The organism is Roseovarius sp. AK1035, assembly GCF_003288315.1.
Classification (GTDB): Bacteria; Pseudomonadota; Alphaproteobacteria; order Rhodobacterales; family Rhodobacteraceae; genus Roseovarius; species Roseovarius mucosus_A.
Genome location: NZ_CP030099.1, coordinates 802009 through 817659, shown reverse-complemented (window position 1 = coordinate 817659; position 15651 = coordinate 802009). Strand labels below are relative to the sequence as shown.

Annotated in this window: 17 protein-coding genes; 4 read left to right on the top strand and 13 right to left on the bottom strand. The window is 61.7% G+C overall.

Annotated elements, in window-relative coordinates; genetic code table 11:
* Positions 1-14: 14 nt before the first annotated feature.
* The 7 genes from RAK1035_RS03995 to RAK1035_RS03965 form a co-directional block, all read right to left on the bottom strand.
* On the bottom strand, positions 15-998 hold the full coding sequence (locus RAK1035_RS03995; protein ID WP_008279642.1) for a zinc-dependent alcohol dehydrogenase: 984 nt from the start codon (positions 996-998) through the stop codon (positions 15-17).
* Complete coding sequence (locus RAK1035_RS03990) at positions 995-1753, bottom strand: SDR family NAD(P)-dependent oxidoreductase (protein WP_008279641.1); 759 nt, start codon at positions 1751-1753, stop codon at positions 995-997. Before RAK1035_RS03990 ends, RAK1035_RS03995 begins: the two co-directional genes overlap by 4 nt.
* A complete protein-coding gene (gene hisD / locus RAK1035_RS03985) occupies positions 1746-3053 on the bottom strand; it encodes a histidinol dehydrogenase (protein WP_008279640.1) in 1308 nt (435 codons plus the stop codon). Before hisD ends, RAK1035_RS03990 begins: the two co-directional genes overlap by 8 nt.
* A 9-nt stretch (positions 3054-3062) precedes the next feature.
* Positions 3063-4388: a TRAP transporter large permease gene (locus tag RAK1035_RS03980; protein WP_008279639.1), complete on the bottom strand. Its 1326-nt coding sequence runs from the start codon at positions 4386-4388 to the stop codon at positions 3063-3065.
* Positions 4389-4400: 12 nt separating this feature from the next.
* Entirely contained in the window at positions 4401-4907 is a 507-nt protein-coding gene (locus RAK1035_RS03975; protein WP_008279638.1) for a TRAP transporter small permease, read from the bottom strand.
* Positions 4908-5015: 108 nt separating this feature from the next.
* The gene (locus RAK1035_RS03970; protein WP_008279637.1) at positions 5016-6164 is read right to left on the bottom strand and encodes a TRAP transporter substrate-binding protein; all 1149 of its coding nucleotides are present in this window, start codon (positions 6162-6164) and stop codon (positions 5016-5018) included.
* A 25-nt stretch (positions 6165-6189) separates the two neighbouring features.
* Complete coding sequence (locus tag RAK1035_RS03965; protein WP_008279636.1) at positions 6190-6369, bottom strand: hypothetical protein; 180 nt, start codon at positions 6367-6369, stop codon at positions 6190-6192.
* 136 nt (positions 6370-6505) lie between these two features.
* Between RAK1035_RS03965 and RAK1035_RS03960 the strand changes: the two genes are divergently transcribed.
* Positions 6506-7543: a LacI family DNA-binding transcriptional regulator gene (locus RAK1035_RS03960; RefSeq protein ID WP_008279635.1), complete on the top strand. Its 1038-nt coding sequence runs from the start codon at positions 6506-6508 to the stop codon at positions 7541-7543.
* A 52-nt stretch (positions 7544-7595) separates the two neighbouring features.
* On the opposite strand, the gene phbB is transcribed toward RAK1035_RS03960, so the two are convergent.
* The 3 genes from phbB to RAK1035_RS03945 form a co-directional block, all read right to left on the bottom strand.
* On the bottom strand, positions 7596-8318 hold the full coding sequence (phbB, locus tag RAK1035_RS03955) for an acetoacetyl-CoA reductase (protein WP_008279634.1): 723 nt from the start codon (positions 8316-8318) through the stop codon (positions 7596-7598).
* A gap of 170 nt (positions 8319-8488) precedes the next feature.
* Positions 8489-9664, bottom strand: a complete 1176-nt coding sequence (locus RAK1035_RS03950; protein ID WP_008279633.1) for an acetyl-CoA C-acetyltransferase — start codon at positions 9662-9664, stop codon at positions 8489-8491.
* 141 nt (positions 9665-9805) lie between these two features.
* On the bottom strand, positions 9806-10642 hold the full coding sequence (locus RAK1035_RS03945; protein ID WP_008279632.1) for an EAL domain-containing protein: 837 nt from the start codon (positions 10640-10642) through the stop codon (positions 9806-9808).
* Between the two features lie 108 nt (positions 10643-10750).
* On the opposite strand from RAK1035_RS03945, the gene RAK1035_RS03940 reads away from it, so the two are divergent.
* From RAK1035_RS03940 to RAK1035_RS03930, 3 genes are read left to right on the top strand one after another with little or no spacing between them, the layout of a single operon-like run.
* Positions 10751-11350, top strand: a complete 600-nt coding sequence (locus RAK1035_RS03940) for a DNA-3-methyladenine glycosylase I (RefSeq protein WP_008279631.1) — start codon at positions 10751-10753, stop codon at positions 11348-11350.
* Positions 11351-11354: 4 nt separating this feature from the next.
* Positions 11355-11570 carry a hypothetical protein gene (locus RAK1035_RS03935; protein WP_008279630.1) on the top strand — a complete coding sequence of 72 codons (216 nt, stop codon included), beginning with the start codon at positions 11355-11357 and terminating at the stop codon, positions 11568-11570.
* 1 nt (position 11571) lies between these two features.
* Entirely contained in the window at positions 11572-12417 is an 846-nt protein-coding gene (locus tag RAK1035_RS03930) for an urea carboxylase-associated family protein (RefSeq protein ID WP_008279629.1), read from the top strand.
* Positions 12418-12459: 42 nt separating this feature from the next.
* Here RAK1035_RS03930 and RAK1035_RS03925 read toward each other — a convergent pair whose 3' ends face one another.
* From RAK1035_RS03925 to RAK1035_RS03915, 3 genes are all read right to left on the bottom strand, one after another.
* Complete coding sequence (locus tag RAK1035_RS03925) at positions 12460-13725, bottom strand: ABC transporter permease (protein WP_008279628.1); 1266 nt, start codon at positions 13723-13725, stop codon at positions 12460-12462.
* A complete protein-coding gene (locus RAK1035_RS03920; protein ID WP_008279627.1) occupies positions 13722-14531 on the bottom strand; it encodes a taurine ABC transporter ATP-binding protein in 810 nt (269 codons plus the stop codon). The genes RAK1035_RS03925 and RAK1035_RS03920 overlap by 4 nt, the downstream gene beginning before the upstream one ends.
* An 88-nt stretch (positions 14532-14619) precedes the next feature.
* Positions 14620-15618, bottom strand: coding sequence for a taurine ABC transporter substrate-binding protein (locus tag RAK1035_RS03915; protein ID WP_037296853.1), 999 nt, complete (start codon positions 15616-15618; stop codon positions 14620-14622).
* Positions 15619-15651 lie beyond the last annotated feature (33 nt).

The window sequence follows — 15651 nt, the reverse complement described above, 5'->3', positions numbered from 1 at the left end:
ACGCTCACTCCTCTTCAGGGGACAAGGATGATCTTGGGGCTGGTCACGCGCCCACCACGAATATCGGCAAAGGCGCGCGCACCATCGCTCAGCGCACGCTCCTCCACCCAGTCGAGCGCGCCCAGACGCCCGTCGAACATCGCCTGCGCACAATCGCGGAAATCCTGCGCGGTATAGGTATAGGTGCCGATAAAGGTGATCTCTTGCAGCGTCATACGCCGGATATCGAGGCCGCCGGTGGATTGCCCCAAACCGATATGCACGATCACCCCACCGGGCCGCGCATGGGCAGAGGCCTGCGCGCGCGTGGCCTCATAGCCCACGCCATCGACCACGATGTCGAACTGCTCGGACGGGTCCAGCGCATCGGGCGCAATCGCCTTTTGGTCGCACCGCAGGTCCAGAAACGCCCGCCGCGCGGCATGCGGCTCAACCATCGTGACATCCGCAATGCCCTGCGCGGCAAGGCTCAGCGCGGCACCCAGACCAATCGCACCACCGCCCAGCACCAACGCGCGCTGCGCACCCTCACCCAAAACTGCACGGCCCAGCCGCACGCCATGCCAGCCGCAGGCAATCGGTTCGGCCAGCGCCGCTTGATGCGTGGTCATATGCTCGGGCACCGCCACAAGATTGCGCTCTGGCATCGCCAAAAGCCCGGCAAACGCCCCCTCGCGCGGTGGCATGGAAATGATCTGGCGTGTGCTGCACAGGTTATCGCGCCCCGACCGGCAGGCGGGGCAGGTGCCGCATGTCACCAGCGGATTGACTGTCACGCGCGCGCCCGTCATGGCCCCGCTCAGCACCACACCCGCCGCCTCATGCCCCAGCACCAGCGGCGCGGGGCGGCGGTCATCATGGCCCAGATAGGCGTGCATATCTGATCCGCAAATGCCCACGCTCTCAACCCGGATCAGCGCCTCACCCTCTTGCGGCGCCGGGTCCGCCATCTCGCGATAGTCGAGCGCCTCTGGCCCGGTATAGACTAAAGCCTTCATTTTGCGGTGAATCCTCCGTCCAGCATCAGGATTTGGCCGGTGACATAATTCGATGCATCCGAGCACAGGAACAGCAGCGGCCCATCCATATCCTCCGGCTCGCCATTGCGCCCGATGCAGGTCTGCGCCGCATTGCGCGCGGCGCGCTCTGGGTCATTGAACACCGGCGCGGTCAGCTCTGTGCGCACAAAGCCGGGGGCCAGCGCGTTGACGTTGATGCCCCCCGGCGACCATGCCTCGGCCATGGCGCGGGTCATCTGCGCCACGCCGCCCTTGCTGGCCCCATAGGCGATGCCCCCCGGAAAGGCGCGGAACGATTGCAGCGACGCGAAATTTATAATCCTTCCCCAGCCACGCGCGCGCATCGCGGGCACAAGGTGCTGGCTCAGGAAAAACGGCGCGGTGAGGTTAAGCCCCAATGTCACATCCCAGCCTTCGTGCGTCACGTCATCTGCCACCTGCCGCGTGTTGATGCCCGCCGCGTGGATCACGATGTCGGGCGCGCCAAACGGCTCTGATGCGCGCCGCGCCAGATCGGCCAGACCGTCGCGATCCGCCAGATCATGCGCGATGACTGCGCCCTGCGCGCCCACCTCTGCCTGCCATCCCGCCAGCGCATCGGCACGGCGGGCCACACCCACCACCCGCGCGCCGCGCATCGCCAGCACCGTCGCCGCGCGCCGCCCAAGGCCAGCACTCGCCCCGGTCACCAGCGCCACGCGCCCCGCGACGTCAAATAGCCCCCGTTCAGCCATTGGCGGTCAGGTCAAAGGTTTCATCGGGGAAATACTTGCGCAGGCGAATATCGGCGGTGCGGGCATGCCCCTCCATCCCTTCCAGCCGCGAAATGCGCGCGGTGGCCTCGGCCACGGGCTTGGCCCCCTCGCGGGTGGCGCGCTGCCAAGTGACGATCTTCATGTATTTATGCACGCTCAGACCGCCGGTATAGCTGGCCGCGCCAGAGGTGGGCAGCACGTGATTGGTGCCCGATGCCTTGTCGCCAAAGGCGACCGTGGTTTCTTCGCCAAGGAACAAAGACCCATAACAGGTCAACCGCCCCAGCCACCAATCCAGATCTTCGGCCTGCACCGTCAGATGCTCGGGCGCGTAATCGTCCGAGGTGGCCGCCATTTCTTCGCGATCCGCGCAGAGGATCACCTCGGCATAGTCACGCCACGCGGCGGCGGCATTATCGCGATTGACCTCGGGCAGATCGGCGATCAGGTCCGGCACAAGGCGCATGACCTCTTCCGCCAGCGGGCGATGATCCGTCACCAGCCAGACGGGCGAGTTATAGCCATGCTCGGCCTGTCCCACGAGGTCGGTCGCCACCACCATTGCATCAGCCGTCGCATCCGCCAGAACAAGGCTGTCGGTCGGCCCAGCGATCATGTCGATGCCAACGCGGCCAAAGAGGATGCGCTTGGCCTCGGCCACGAACTGATTGCCGGGGCCGACAAGGATGTTCGCCTTAGGAAGCCCAAAGAGGCCGAATGTCATCGCCGCAACACCCTGCACGCCGCCCATGGCCATGATCACATCCGCGCCGCAGACATGCGCCGCATAGATAATGGCCGGGGCCACGCCCACACCGGGACGGGGCGGGGAACAGGCCACGATATGCTGGCCCCCTGCCACCTTGGCGGTGGTCACGGTCATGATCGCGCTCGCGATATGGCTATAGCGCCCGCCCGGCACGTAACAGCCTGCCGCATGGACCGGAATGCTCTTTTGCCCGGCAATCAGCCCCGGCACCACTTCGATCTCGATGTCACGCAAGGTTTCGCGCTGGGCCTCTGCAAAGCGGCGCACATTGGCATGGGCAAACTCGATATCCCGCTTGAGCTTGTCCGGCACGAGCGCTGTCGCAGCGGCAATCTCTTCCGGTGTCAGGATGATATTGCCCTCATAGCGGTCAAATTTGGCGGCATAGTCCATCGCGACCTTGTCACCGCCCGCTTCGATATCGGCCAGAATCCCTTGCACGGTCTCATGCACGTCACTGGCGTGCGAGGTTGAGGTCAGGGTTGCTTTCTTCAGGTATTCACGGGTCATGGTAGGGTCCTATTTGTAGACATCAGGAAGCATCGTGGTCGAAATCGCCGGGACATAGGCAATCAGCAGCACAACGATGAGCATGAAGAACACGAACGGCACGGCACGCCATGCAATCCGCAGGATGGATTCGCCGGTAATGCCCGACACAACAAAGAGATTGAGCCCCAGAGGCGGCGTGATAAAGCCCACACCCAAGGCGGTGATCATCATGATGCAGAACTGAATCTCGTTCATGCCGATATTGTCGGCCAGCGGCTTCAGAATGGGCGCGAGGATGACGATATTGGGCGTCGTCTCCATCACGCAGCCCGCCGCGATCAGGATCAGGATCATCAAAAGAATGAGCGTGGCCGGATCATCGGTCAATCCCGTCACCGCCGTTACAAATCCCTGCGGCACGCCCATGATGGCCAATGCCTGCGCCAAGGGCAGGGAAAAGGCGATGATCGGCAGGATCACCCCGTTGACCTTGGCTGAACTGATCAGCATGGCCGGAAAATCCGCCAGCTTGAGCGTGCCAAGAATAAAGCCAAGGATCACAGTGACAATGACCGCAGTCGCGCCCGCTTCGGTCGGCGTCAGCCGTCCCGAAAAGATGCCGTAAAAGATGATCCCCGGCACGATAAAGGCATACCAGCCCGACGCCAACGCACGGCCCAGATTGGCGAAATATTCGCCAAACCCGACATTGCCGCCGCCCTCATAGCCATAGATACGATTGACCACGATATTGGTGATCAGGATCGACACAAGGATCAGCATCCCAGGAATAAGCGCCGCCATAAAGAGCGTCGAGGCCGAGATACCCAAGACCAGACCGATGATGATATAGGCAATCGACGGCGGGATAAGGATGCCGGTACAGGCCCCCGCCGCCACCAGCGCACAGGCATAGGGGCGCGGATAGCCCGATTCCACCAGCCGGTCGATGGTCATCCGCCCCACCGCCGCAGCGCCCGCCGCATCCGACCCCGAGATGGCCGAGAACATGCCGCAGACAAGCACCGTGGCAGAGCCGAAACCGCCCTTGGCAAACTGTGTCAGCGCCTCCGCCACGTTCAGAAACTTGCGACTGAGCCCGGTTCGCACCAGCACATCACCCGTCAGGATAAAGAGCGGCACCGCCGTCAGCGCAAAGGCGTCGATCCCGTCAAACAGGCTCTCCCCCACAAGGCTGAGCGGAAGCGCGCCCGACCACATCAGCATGACAATCGCCGCCGATCCAATCGCCGCCCAGACCGGCACAGCCAGCGCCACCAGCACCACGAATAGGATCACCGGCCCGTAAAAATCCCAGCCCAGATCGACGGTTTGCGAGAATGTATTCCACATGACGCGCGCCCCTCAATCAAACAGCTGATTGCCTTCGTGAACGGGTGTTCCGTCACGAAGGGCGCGCACGTCGCGCAAGAAGGATTGCACGAGCCGCAAAAGCATCAGGCCAAAGCCCACCGGCACCGCCAAGAGGAACCACACCATCGACACCCGCAACCCGGCACTGACCGAGCCGAACTTGGCCGAAACCAGCACCGTCTCCCACGACCAGTAAAGCGCGACAACTGCCACCGCTGCCATCACCAGATCGCCCAAGATATACAGCGCCGCCTTCAGGCGCGGCCCCACGTAATGCATGATCACGTCGATGCGGATATGCGCGCGCTCGCGCACCGCCGCCGCCGCCCCGATCCATGCGAGATAGATAAAGGCATAGCGCACGATCTCTTCGCCCCAGACCGAGGAATAGGCGAATACCTCGCGCCGGATCACCTCGATCGCCATGGTGACGACAAGCATCATGTAAAAGATCAGAAGCGCCCATCGCTCCAGATTGCGGTCCAGTGTGCTGAGCATGTCAAACCTCTCCGGTTCAGCGCACGCAGGTTGCGGCCCTGTCCCTATCGTTAGCGTCGTTGCAAAGGCCGGGCGCGGCGGTCACGCGCGCGCCCGGTCGGTCACGGCTCAGGCGTCGTGGACGTAGAATTTGCCCTGCGTGCCAGCGGCTTCGACCAGCTTGTCAAAGGTCTCCATCGACCCGGCCAACTCGGTCTTGAAGCTGTCCCACTCAGAGCGCTGATAGCCCACCGTGTCCTGCCATTCCGCCAGTTGATCGGCGCTCAGCGAATGGAATTCCACACCCGATTTGGCCATTTCAGCCATGGCAAAGGTCCGCGACGACGGCACCTTGGCAAGGTTCTGATGGAAGCTCATTTCAGAGGCCCATTCAATCGCCTCCTGCACATCGCTGGACAGGGTGTTGTACCATTCGAGGTTGCAGGCATAGGTTTGGCTGTCCGGCACCGCTTGGGTAAAGGTGACGTGGCTCAGAATATCCTTGAAGCCAAAGGCATAGAGCGCGCCCACCGCCGGGTCGAGCGCATCGGCCACACCCTGCTTGATCGCCGAAGGCGTTTCACCCCATGCAACCGGCGTCGGATTGGCCCCGCCCATGCGATAGAACTGTTGCAGCATCTGCGAACCGGGCACCCGGAACTTGACCCCCTGCAAATCCGCAGGTGTCATGATCGGGCCACCGCCGCCCTTACGCACGGCCATCACACGCGGGTCGATGCAGAAATAGAACATCGGCTTAAAGCCCCGCGCCTCAACCAGCGCATTCACCTCGGTCTTCCAGATGTCAGAGGTCACAAGATTGACGAACCGCTGATTGGCCCCGCAGAAATAGGGCATGTTGATCAGATCCACCGCCGGGGCGAAGGGGGCAAAATTCGAAAGCGAGAATTGCCCCGCATTGATCGTGCCGCCCTGCACCTTTTGCGCCAGCGCCGACCCCACACCCAACTGCCCGCCGGGCGCGAGCTTGACATAGATCTTGCCGTTCGAGGCGTTTTGCAGGTTCTCTTTCACATCGAGCTGCATCATCGGATAGCTGCGGGTGGTGCCGATCACATATTCCGTGGCCAGCGTCATCACATGCTCTGCCGCCGCTTCGCGCTCGCGCTCTTCATTGGCGGTCTGTGCGCTTGCTTCGGATGACCAGAGCGTGCCCGCCGCCGCCGCGACAACCGCCGCGGTAAAGCTGCCGGTGGTGGCCAGTTTCAGAAAATTGCGCCGCTCTTCGGACGCAAGTTCTTTTGCTTCTTCAGTCATTCTTGTCTCCTCCCTGAGATCTGATTTATTTTCCGCGCTTGCGCGCCGCCTCGCTCCTCAACGTGGCAACGACAAAGGTCACAACCGCCGCCAAAAGCAGCAGCATTTCCCCCACACCTGTCAGAAACGCGGCATTAGCAAAGGCCCCCAACGCCACATTCACGCCAAAGGCGCCGAACAGGATCAGTGCTGCGATCAGGAACATGCGGCCCTCCCTCTCGCCGGAATTGCCGACGATTCGAGAGAAATGTAAGCGCTTACATATTTTCACGCAAGCTGTTATATTTCTCCAATGTCCTTACAGACGGATAGATTCCATCACGCAGACACCGGGCCACAGGATGAACCGACGCCTCTCCGACACCGCTCCGAACCTGCCCACGCTGGCGGATGTCGCCCGCGTGGCGGGGGTTTCGACCGCCACCGTTTCCCGCTGCCTGAACTCGCCCGCGCAGGTGCAGACCGCCACGCGCGACCGGGTTCTGAGCGCGGTCGCAACGCTTGGTTATTCCCCCAATTTCGGCGCCCGCGCCCTTGCCGCACGGCGGACCGGCATCATCGGCGCAATCATTCCGACGATGGAAAACGCGATCTTTGCCCGCGCCATTCAGGCCTTTCAAGAAGAATTGCATCTCAGCGGCCTGACCCTTCTGGTGGCCTCCTCCTCGTATAGTCCCGAGATCGAGGCGGATCAGATTCGTACCTTGGTGGCGCGTGGGGCGGATGCGCTCTTGCTCATCGGCCATGACCGCGATCCCGGAATTTATGACTTTCTCGCGCAGCGCGGCGTGCCCGTGTTGATAGCTTGGGCCTATGATCCCACACAGGCGCGCGCCTCGATAGGCTTTGACAACCGCCGCGCCATGGCAGGTTTGGCCGATGAGGTGCTGCGCCTCGGACATCGGCATATCGGCATGATTTCCGCGCTCGCGGCGGGCAATGACCGTGCTCGCGACCGGATTGCCGGGGTTCACGATGCTTTGCGCGGCCATGGATTAGACCCCACCACGTTGCACCTGATCGAAACGCCCTACAGCATCGCCAACGGGGCCGAGGGAATGGCGCAGCTCATGGCGTTGCCAACCCCGCCCACTGCCGTGGTCTGCGGCAATGATGTGCTCGCGGTCGGTGCCTTGCAAATGGCGCGTCAGCTTGGCCTCAGAGTGCCGCAGGATGTCTCGATCACCGGCTTTGACGATATCGAACTGGCAACCGTGGTTGATCCGGCGCTCACCACCGTGCATGTCCCGCACCGCGACATGGGCCGCGCCGCGGCGCGCCTCTTGGTCGATATGGTTGGCGATGGTGTGGCCCCCACCCCCGTCTGCCTTGACACGAACCTTTGTTTTCGCGGCACGCTCGCCGCCCCCAAAACATGACAAAGCCCGCCACCGGATCACCGGGGCGGGCCTTGAACATCACACAAGTCAGTTAGACAAAGAACTGCGCACCATTGGCCGAAATCGTCGACCCGTTGATAAAGCTGGCATCCTCGGACACGAGGAAGGTCACGCAGCGCGCGATTTCCTCTGGCTCGCCCAAACGGCCCGCCGGAATCATGCCGATGATCTTTTCACGCACCGCTTCCGGCACGGCCATGACCATTTCCGTGGCGATATAGCCGGGGCAGATCGCATTCGCGGTGATGCCCTTGGCGGCACCCTCTTGCGCCAGCGATTTGATGATGCCCAGATCGCCCGCCTTGGTCGCGGCATAGTTGACCTGACCAAATTGGCCCTTTTGCCCGTTGATCGAGGAAATCACCACAATCCGGCCAAAGCCACGGTCGCGCATGCCCGACCAGACCGGGTGAACCGTGTTGAACACGCCCGTAAGGTTGGTGTCGATCACCTCTTTCCACTGCTGCGGCGTCATCTTGTGGAACGGTGCATCGCGGGTGATGCCCGCGTTGGCGATCACGATGTCAATCGGGCCCAATTCCGCTTCGACCTGCGCGATGCCGTCCTTGGAGCTGTCATAGTCCGCCACGTTCCATTTGTAGGTCTTGATGCCGGTTTCCTCGGTGAACTTGGCGGCGGCCTCATCATTGCCGGCATAGGTCGCGGCGACGGTATAGCCCTCCTCCTTGAGCGCCCTGGAAATGGCGGCGCCGATTCCACGAGAGCCCCCGGTCACGAGTGCGGTTCTTGCCATGATATCCTCCAATCTGGCTGGTGCGTTGAAACTTGGTTATCGGTTTGAATTGAATTGCGCAATATTGTTGCGCAATAAATTTTCTGCGATGCAGCTTGCGCCGAAGGGATCAAGAAAAAGGGCACCGTCTGAGGTGCCCTTGATCCTGTCTCAGACCGCGCCAGCGCGCCTCACGGACGCTCGACGCAGAGCGCAACGCCCATGCCGCCACCGATGCAGAGCGTGGCCAGACCACGCTTGGCACCGCGGCGCTTCATCTCGAACAATAGCGTGTTGAGCACGCGACAGCCCGAGGCCCCAATCGGGTGGCCAATGGCAATCGCGCCGCCGTTCACGTTGACGATGGCCGGATCCCAGCCCATTTCCTTGTTGACCGCACAGGCCTGCGCGGCAAAGGCCTCATTCGCTTCGACCAGATCCAGATCGGCGACAGTCCAACCGGCCTTGGCCAGCGCCTTGCGGCTGGCATGGATCGGACCCACGCCCATGATCGACGGGTCCAGCCCGGCGGTTGCATAGGACGCAATGCGCGCCAGCGGTTCGATCCCGCGCCGCTCGGCCTCATCGGCGCTCATCAGCAATGTCGCGGCAGCACCGTCATTCAGACCGCTCGCATTGGCGGCCGTGACCGAGCCATCCTTGGTAAAGGCGGGGCGCAGCTTCTGCATGGCGTCAATTGTCGCGCCGTGGCGGATGTATTCATCCTTGTCGACGATGATGTCGCCCTTGCGCGTCTTGACGGCAAAGGCGATCACTTCTTCGTCAAACTTGCCCGCCTTCTGCGCGGCTTCGGCCTTGTTCTGGCTGGCCACGGCGAATTCGTCCTGCACGTCGCGGGTGATCTGCCACTGGTCGGCGACGTTCTCGGCGGTCTGCCCCATGTGATAGCCATTGAACGCATCCCACAGACCATCGCGAATCATCGTGTCGATATAGGTCATATCGCCCATCTTGTGCCCGGCGCGCAAATAGGCGGCATGGGGGCTCAGCGTCATGTTTTCCTGACCCCCGGCGCAGACGATGGCGGCATCGCCCAACTGGATGTGCTGCGCGCCCAGCGCCACGGCCCGCAAACCAGAGCCGCAAACCTGATTGATGCTCCAGGCGGCGGATTCAATCGGCAAACCGGCGTTGATATGCGCCTGACGCGCGGGGTTTTGGCCCTGCGCTGCGGTCAGCACCTGACCGAGGATCGTCTCGGACACTTCGCCCTTTTCGATGCCTGCACGGGCAACCACTGCCTCAAGCACGGCTGCGCCCAGATCATGCGCCGGCGTATTGGCGAAAGCGCCGCCAAAAGATCCGACAGCGGTGCGCGCTGCGGATGCGATTACTACATTGGTCATCTATGTCCTCCACCAGGATTTGCCGGGCCAGAGCATGGCACGACAGTGTCACATTTTCATGCACACCCTGTCTGTCACCTCCGCCGTTACGCGGCGTCATATCGTAGATGCCGCACTGCGGCAACGGACGGAGTGTCACATTCAAGCGGTGGCGCGGTCAAGGGCGCTGTCAATCCAAGGTGGCCGCACCGTGGGGGCCCCAAAGTAATACCCTTGCAAACAGTCGATCCCCAGCGCCGCAAGATAGGCGGCATCCTCTGGCTTCTCGACGCTTTCGGCCACTGTCACCATGTCAAATTGCTGGCCGATGCTGGCCAAGGCGGCGGTCAGCACCTGATTATCCGGGTCCGTGGCGATGCCGCGCACGAATTGCCCGTCGATCTTGAGGATGTCGAAATAGAACTCCTTGAGAAACCGGAACGAGGTATAGCCCGCCCCGAAATCATCAAGCGCAAAGCTGATTCCCTTCGCCTGCAACTCTTTCATAAAGCCTGTCACCAGTTCGGGCACCAGCATCGCCGAGCTTTCCGTGATCTCCAGAATCAGCCGCTCGCCAATGGTGGGATCATCGCTCAGCCCCTTTTTCAGCGTGCGCATCCAGCGGGAATAGCCGATCGAGCGCGCCGACATATTGATGGCCAGCCGCAGATCAGGATAGTTGATCAGCGTGCGCAGCCCCTTTTCCAACGCCAGACAGTCGATGATCCGCCCGGTTTCCGTCACCTCAATCTGGGTGATGAAATCCTTGGCGGGGATCACCCGTCCGGTGGCATCGAGCACACGAATCAGCCCTTCGTAGAACGCAGGCCGATCCTGCTGGCGCGCAGGCACCACCGCCTGATAGGCCAACAGCACCTGTTTGTGATGCACCGCCTGATTGACCATATCGAGCACGGATCGGTCCCGCGCCGAAACGGCATAGGACAGCGGAGTATCGAATCCCGCTGGAATATCGGCCCATTTGTGTTTCTGTCCCATTTGCCCCTCCGGAACGCCTGTTCTCAAACTGGGGCAGATGGCTTAAGGATGGCTTAAAGCGCGCATTTGAACGAAACCGCCTGCGCGCCGGGCTAGAGGGGAAATTGCATGGAGCGTTGTGGCTGGGTCAGTGACGATCCGCTTTACCTGTCCTACCACGATACCGAATGGGGCGTGCCCGACTATGACAGCCGCGCCCTCTGGGAAAAGCTCATTCTCGACGGGTTTCAGGCGGGGCTGAGCTGGATCACCATCCTGCGCAAACGCGAGAGTTTTCGCGCGGCATTCCAAGGGTTTGATCCCCATGTCATCGCTACTTGGGGCGAGGCTGAGGTCACGCGCCTCTTGGCCAATCCCGGCATCATTCGCCACCGCGGCAAGATCGAGGCAACCATCGGTAACGCCCGCGCTTGGGCGGTGATTGAGGCCAACGAGGGCTTTGATCGCTACCTCTGGGATTTCGTCGGCGGGCAGCCCATTCAGAACGAATGGCAGACGCTTGCAGAGGTGCCAGCGCAAACCGATATTTCTGTAAAACTTTCCAAGGATTTGAAAAAGCGCGGCTTCAAGTTCTGCGGTCCCACCATCACCTATGCCTTCATGCAGGCGGTGGGGATGGTCAACGATCACCTCGTCACCTGCCCCTGTCATGCGCCGGTGCGACAGGCCGCCCCTGACTGCCGCCTTGGCACCATGGCCAAGGGATAGCTTCATGCTCGTCGTCGCGGGCTTGGTCATCGCCTTCGTGCTGGTGTTGATCCTGTCCAACCGGCGGACACGCTCCTGCCGCTGGCGCGCGGACCGGCGACAAGACCGCGATGGGCAATCCTATTACCGCTGCATGGCTTGCGGCGCGCAGGTCTTTACATCCAACGGCAAACCGCCTTTGGATTGCGCGGTAAATCCCCGCGACACCCAAGAGGACTAAGATGACCAACGCCCCCGCCGATGCCGCCGCCCGTCGCGCCGTGCCGCCTGTGATCTGCTACCCCAATGATACGCTGCCGGTGCCGGATCTGGCGCTCTATGCCGCCGCGCGCGCCAGTGCGACCAAAGTGTCAGAGGTGCTGGTGCCTGCGCGCGAGGCGGCCTGCTTTCGCGCCGAGGCGGGGCAATTCTTTCGCATCACCAGCGTGGATGGCCCGCAAGTGGGCGATCTCAACCTTTGGAACGCGCATGACCTCACAGAGCGGTTCTATTCCGGCAAGACCCGCGCGCTCCACGGCACCCATGTGACCACCGGTGAACGGCTCTGGTCGTCCTTCCCGCACCTGCGCCCGATGGCCACGATCACCGGCGACAGCTTGGGCTGGTATGGCATCGACGCCTTCGGCGGCTCGGTGCATGACGTGATCGGCACGCGCTGCGATCCCTATACCGGCAACCTCTTGTCAGGTGTGCAGTATCACCATTGCTGCCACTCCAACCTCACGCGCGCTTTGGCGGATGAATTGGGCGTGACACTGGCCGAGGCAGAACCCCATATTCATGATGTGCTCAACGTCTTCATGTGCACCGGCTTCACCCGCGACACCGGTCAGTATTTCATGAAAGCCAGCCCCGTGCGCCCCGGCGACTATCTGGAGTTCTTTGCCGAGATCGACATTCTGGGATGTCTCAGCGCCTGTCCCGGCGGCGATTGCTCCTCTGAGCATACCAGCGACACAGCCGCCTGTTACCCGATGCTGGTCGAGGTTTTTGCACCCGCACCGGGCACGCTCAATGGTTGGCAAAGCCCCGTGCGCAATGGCTATAACGGCAGCCACGGGCGGTAAACAGGGCAGGGCAGGGCGCGTTGGCCCTGCCCGCACCTTACCTCAGACGCGGCCCTTCCACGGCACCAGCCAGTTTTCGGCCTTGCGCATCAAGATGTCGATGCCATAGCCGATGATCCCGATCAGGATGATCCCCATCAGCACGATATCGGTAAGCTGAAAGCGGCTCGCGACCATGATCATCATGCCTGCCCCCTTTTCCGCCGCGACCAGTTCGGCGGCCACCACCGTGCCCCAACAGACCCCCATCGCAACGCGGGCGCCGGTGAAAATCTCGGGCAGGCTGTTGGGCACAATGACATGGCGCATCAACTGCCATTTACTTGCCCCCAGCGAATAGGCGGCATGCACCTTGGAAATCGCCACGCCCGACACACCTGCGCGCGCCGAAATCGTCATGATCCAGAGCGCGGCCAAAAACAGCAGAATGATCTTGCCGCTCTCGCCAATGCCCGCCCAGATGATCACCAAGGGAATCAGCGCCAAGGGCGGCACTGGGCGCATGAATTCGACAATCGGATCGAACCAGCCGCGAAACCAATCACTCAGCCCCATGGCATAGCCCAGCGGAATCCCCACCAGCGCACCAAGGGCAAAGCCCACGATCACCCGGAACAGCGACCAATAAAGATGCTCCCACAGGGTGAAATTCTGATACCCCTGCTTTGACACTTCGATCAGTCGCGACACCACCGCCTCAGGCGCCGGAAGCCAGATAGGCTCCATCTGCATGCCCTTGGCGGGGGCGAAGTTCAGCGATCCCTTGGCGGTCACGGCCACGGTGCCATCGGCCACGGAAACGGTCTGCCCTTCGCTCACCGGCTTGCCATCAATCGCGACAACCCGCGCGCCCTGATCACGCGTCACCTCGTCGTTCTTGTCCATCAACAACAGCTGCGACCGCCACGCGCCCACTGTCAGCACGTCATTCTTGGCAATCCCATCGCCCGGCTCGATCACCGGATCTTCAACCGTCTCGCCCACGGTAAACACTCGCACCGTCACCGTCGCATCGTCGCGCGTGCCGTCGGGGGCCTCTAGCGTATAGGTGAATTCGGTATCGCCCATGAACGGCCCCGGCGCATGGATCGGCACCCATTTGCTGCCGGTAAATGCGCCCCAGATCAAAAAGATCGTCACGATTGAAATCACGCTCGCCCAGCGATCCGGGCGCACAGCGCTTTCATCCCCGAATGTCACCGTCTTGAGCGAGGTAAAATCGTTCATCTGCCGAAACTTGCGCACGCCAAAGCGCACGACGAAGAACGATGCCGCGAAAATCGCCACATAGATAATCAGGATGATCATGCGCCCGCCTCCTCTGCCCGGCCCATGATCTCTTCTTCCATGTCCCAGATCATCGTCAGGATTTCCTCTCGCTTGGCGGCGAAATCAGGAACTTTCTTGACCTCGCGCAGATCGCGGCCCGCGCCCATTTCGGCAAAGGGCAGGCGGTATTCCTTGTGCACCCGCCCCGGTCGTGGGGCCATCACCAAGAGCCGCTCGCCCAAAAGCAGCGCCTCTTCCACCGAATGGGTGATCAGGATGATGGTCTTGCCGGTTTCTTTCCAGAGCTTCAGCACCAGACCCTGCATCTTTTCACGCGTCAGTGCATCCAGTGCCCCAAGTGGCTCGTCCATCAGAATCACATCGGGGTCATTCGCCAGACAGCGCGCCAGCGCCACGCGCTGCTGCATCCCGCCTGACAGCTCATAAACCGCCTTTTCCTTGAAATCGCGCAGGCCCACGACATCGAGCAAATGATCGACCGTGCCCGCCCATTCCTTTTCCCGCTTGCCCGCCATACGGGGGCCAAAACTCACGTTGTCGCGCACGCTCATCCATTCAAACAGCGCGCCTTGCTGAAATACCATGCCGCGCTCGGCATCCGGGCCGGTGACACGGTGCCCGTTCAGCGTGATCTGCCCCTCACTTGGGGCCAGAAATCCGGCAAGGATGTTCAAAAGCGTGGTCTTGCCACAGCCCGACGGCCCCAGCACGCTCATCAACTCGCCGGTCTTGATCTCTAGCGAGACATTTTTAAGCGCCTGCACATGGCTGCCATTCGGCAGATCGAACCGCATCGAGATGTTATCAATGGTAAGTGTCGACATCCCCACCCCCTGTTGTTTTTTTGGGATTGTTGGGCAAAGGCCCGCCCGTTTGTGCGGGGCGGGCCTCGTTTCAGTCCGTCAGCCGGGCTTACATGCCGTTGGCAGCGGCCAGCGGTCCGGTGTTGACGTTGTTCTCATAGGTGGCCAGCGCCGAATCGATGCTGCCTGCCTCGACGAACACCTCAGCCACGCCCTTCATGAATTCCTGCGCGCCGCCGCCCAGCCATTTGGCGGTCAACTGCTCTTCGGCAGAGGGGAACACAAAGGTGTCGATCGTTGCTGCCGTGGCCTCGACATCCATGCCGCTATCCTTGGCAATGACCGGCAGCATCGTGTCGCGATTGGCCGGATCGGCCCACATCGCATTGGCATCAGCCGTCACTTTCAGGAACTTGGCAACCAGATCGGGGTTTTCCGCGACAAAAGCAGCCGGGCCGGATGTCACGTCAAACACCAGAATGCCCAACTCTTCCTTTTCCGCACCGGTCAACAGCACATTGCCATGTTCCAGCGCGCGACGCAGCGAACCGCCCCAGCCGCAGAACATATCAACCGCGCCCTGCGCGATGGCGGCGGCCCCTTCTGGCGGGGCCATGTTGACCACGTCCATGCTGGAAATATCCACGCCGAAATGGTTCATCTGCTTGAGGAACCCGTAATGCGCAGCGGTGCCCAGCGGAACGGCAACCTTCTTGCCGGCCAATTCGCCCGCATTGGTCTTGTCGATCTCCAGCGCCGAGGCGACGACACAGTTGTCGTTGTCAGCATAGCTGACGGCCACGTCGAGTGTCTGCAAATCCTGCCCGGCGCTTGTCGCCACAACGAAGGGCGGAACGCCTTGGCTGACCGACAGATGCACATCGCCGGATGCCATCGCAGCACTCATCGCGGTGCCGGTGTCGAACGCGCGCCAGTTAACCTTGACGCCCATTTCCTTGTCATAGGTGCCCATTTCCTTGGCATACTGGAACGGCATCGGCCATTCGAGGAAATAGGCAACGGTGATTTCCTCTGCGCTGGCCGCTCCGGCCCCCGCCAGAAACGCCGCGCCAGCCACTGCCGACATCAGTTTGCTTTTCATACTCATCTTGTCTTCTCCCGTTGGTTACAGTCGTTTTTC

Coding starts and splice junctions, on each gene's coding strand:
- RAK1035_RS03940 (WP_008279631.1), top strand. CDS start 10,751: ATGGAGCGTTGTGGCTGGGTCAGTGACGATCCGCTTTACCTGTCCTAC.
- RAK1035_RS03990 (WP_008279641.1), bottom strand. CDS start 1,753: ATGGCTGAACGGGGGCTATTTGACGTCGCGGGGCGCGTGGCGCTGGTG.
- RAK1035_RS03965 (WP_008279636.1), bottom strand. CDS start 6,369: ATGTTCCTGATCGCAGCACTGATCCTGTTCGGCGCCTTTGGCGTGAAT.
- RAK1035_RS03915 (WP_037296853.1), bottom strand. CDS start 15,618: ATGAGTATGAAAAGCAAACTGATGTCGGCAGTGGCTGGCGCGGCGTTT.
- RAK1035_RS03930 (WP_008279629.1), top strand. CDS start 11,572: ATGACCAACGCCCCCGCCGATGCCGCCGCCCGTCGCGCCGTGCCGCCT.
- RAK1035_RS03920 (WP_008279627.1), bottom strand. CDS start 14,531: ATGTCGACACTTACCATTGATAACATCTCGATGCGGTTCGATCTGCCG.
- RAK1035_RS03975 (WP_008279638.1), bottom strand. CDS start 4,907: ATGCTCAGCACACTGGACCGCAATCTGGAGCGATGGGCGCTTCTGATC.
- RAK1035_RS03995 (WP_008279642.1), bottom strand. CDS start 998: ATGAAGGCTTTAGTCTATACCGGGCCAGAGGCGCTCGACTATCGCGAG.
- RAK1035_RS03945 (WP_008279632.1), bottom strand. CDS start 10,642: ATGGGACAGAAACACAAATGGGCCGATATTCCAGCGGGATTCGATACT.
- RAK1035_RS03925 (WP_008279628.1), bottom strand. CDS start 13,725: ATGATCATCCTGATTATCTATGTGGCGATTTTCGCGGCATCGTTCTTC.
- phbB (WP_008279634.1), bottom strand. CDS start 8,318: ATGGCAAGAACCGCACTCGTGACCGGGGGCTCTCGTGGAATCGGCGCC.
- hisD (WP_008279640.1), bottom strand. CDS start 3,053: ATGACCCGTGAATACCTGAAGAAAGCAACCCTGACCTCAACCTCGCAC.
- RAK1035_RS03970 (WP_008279637.1), bottom strand. CDS start 6,164: ATGACTGAAGAAGCAAAAGAACTTGCGTCCGAAGAGCGGCGCAATTTT.
- RAK1035_RS03935 (WP_008279630.1), top strand. CDS start 11,355: ATGCTCGTCGTCGCGGGCTTGGTCATCGCCTTCGTGCTGGTGTTGATC.
- RAK1035_RS03950 (WP_008279633.1), bottom strand. CDS start 9,664: ATGACCAATGTAGTAATCGCATCCGCAGCGCGCACCGCTGTCGGATCT.
- RAK1035_RS03960 (WP_008279635.1), top strand. CDS start 6,506: ATGAACCGACGCCTCTCCGACACCGCTCCGAACCTGCCCACGCTGGCG.
- RAK1035_RS03980 (WP_008279639.1), bottom strand. CDS start 4,388: ATGTGGAATACATTCTCGCAAACCGTCGATCTGGGCTGGGATTTTTAC.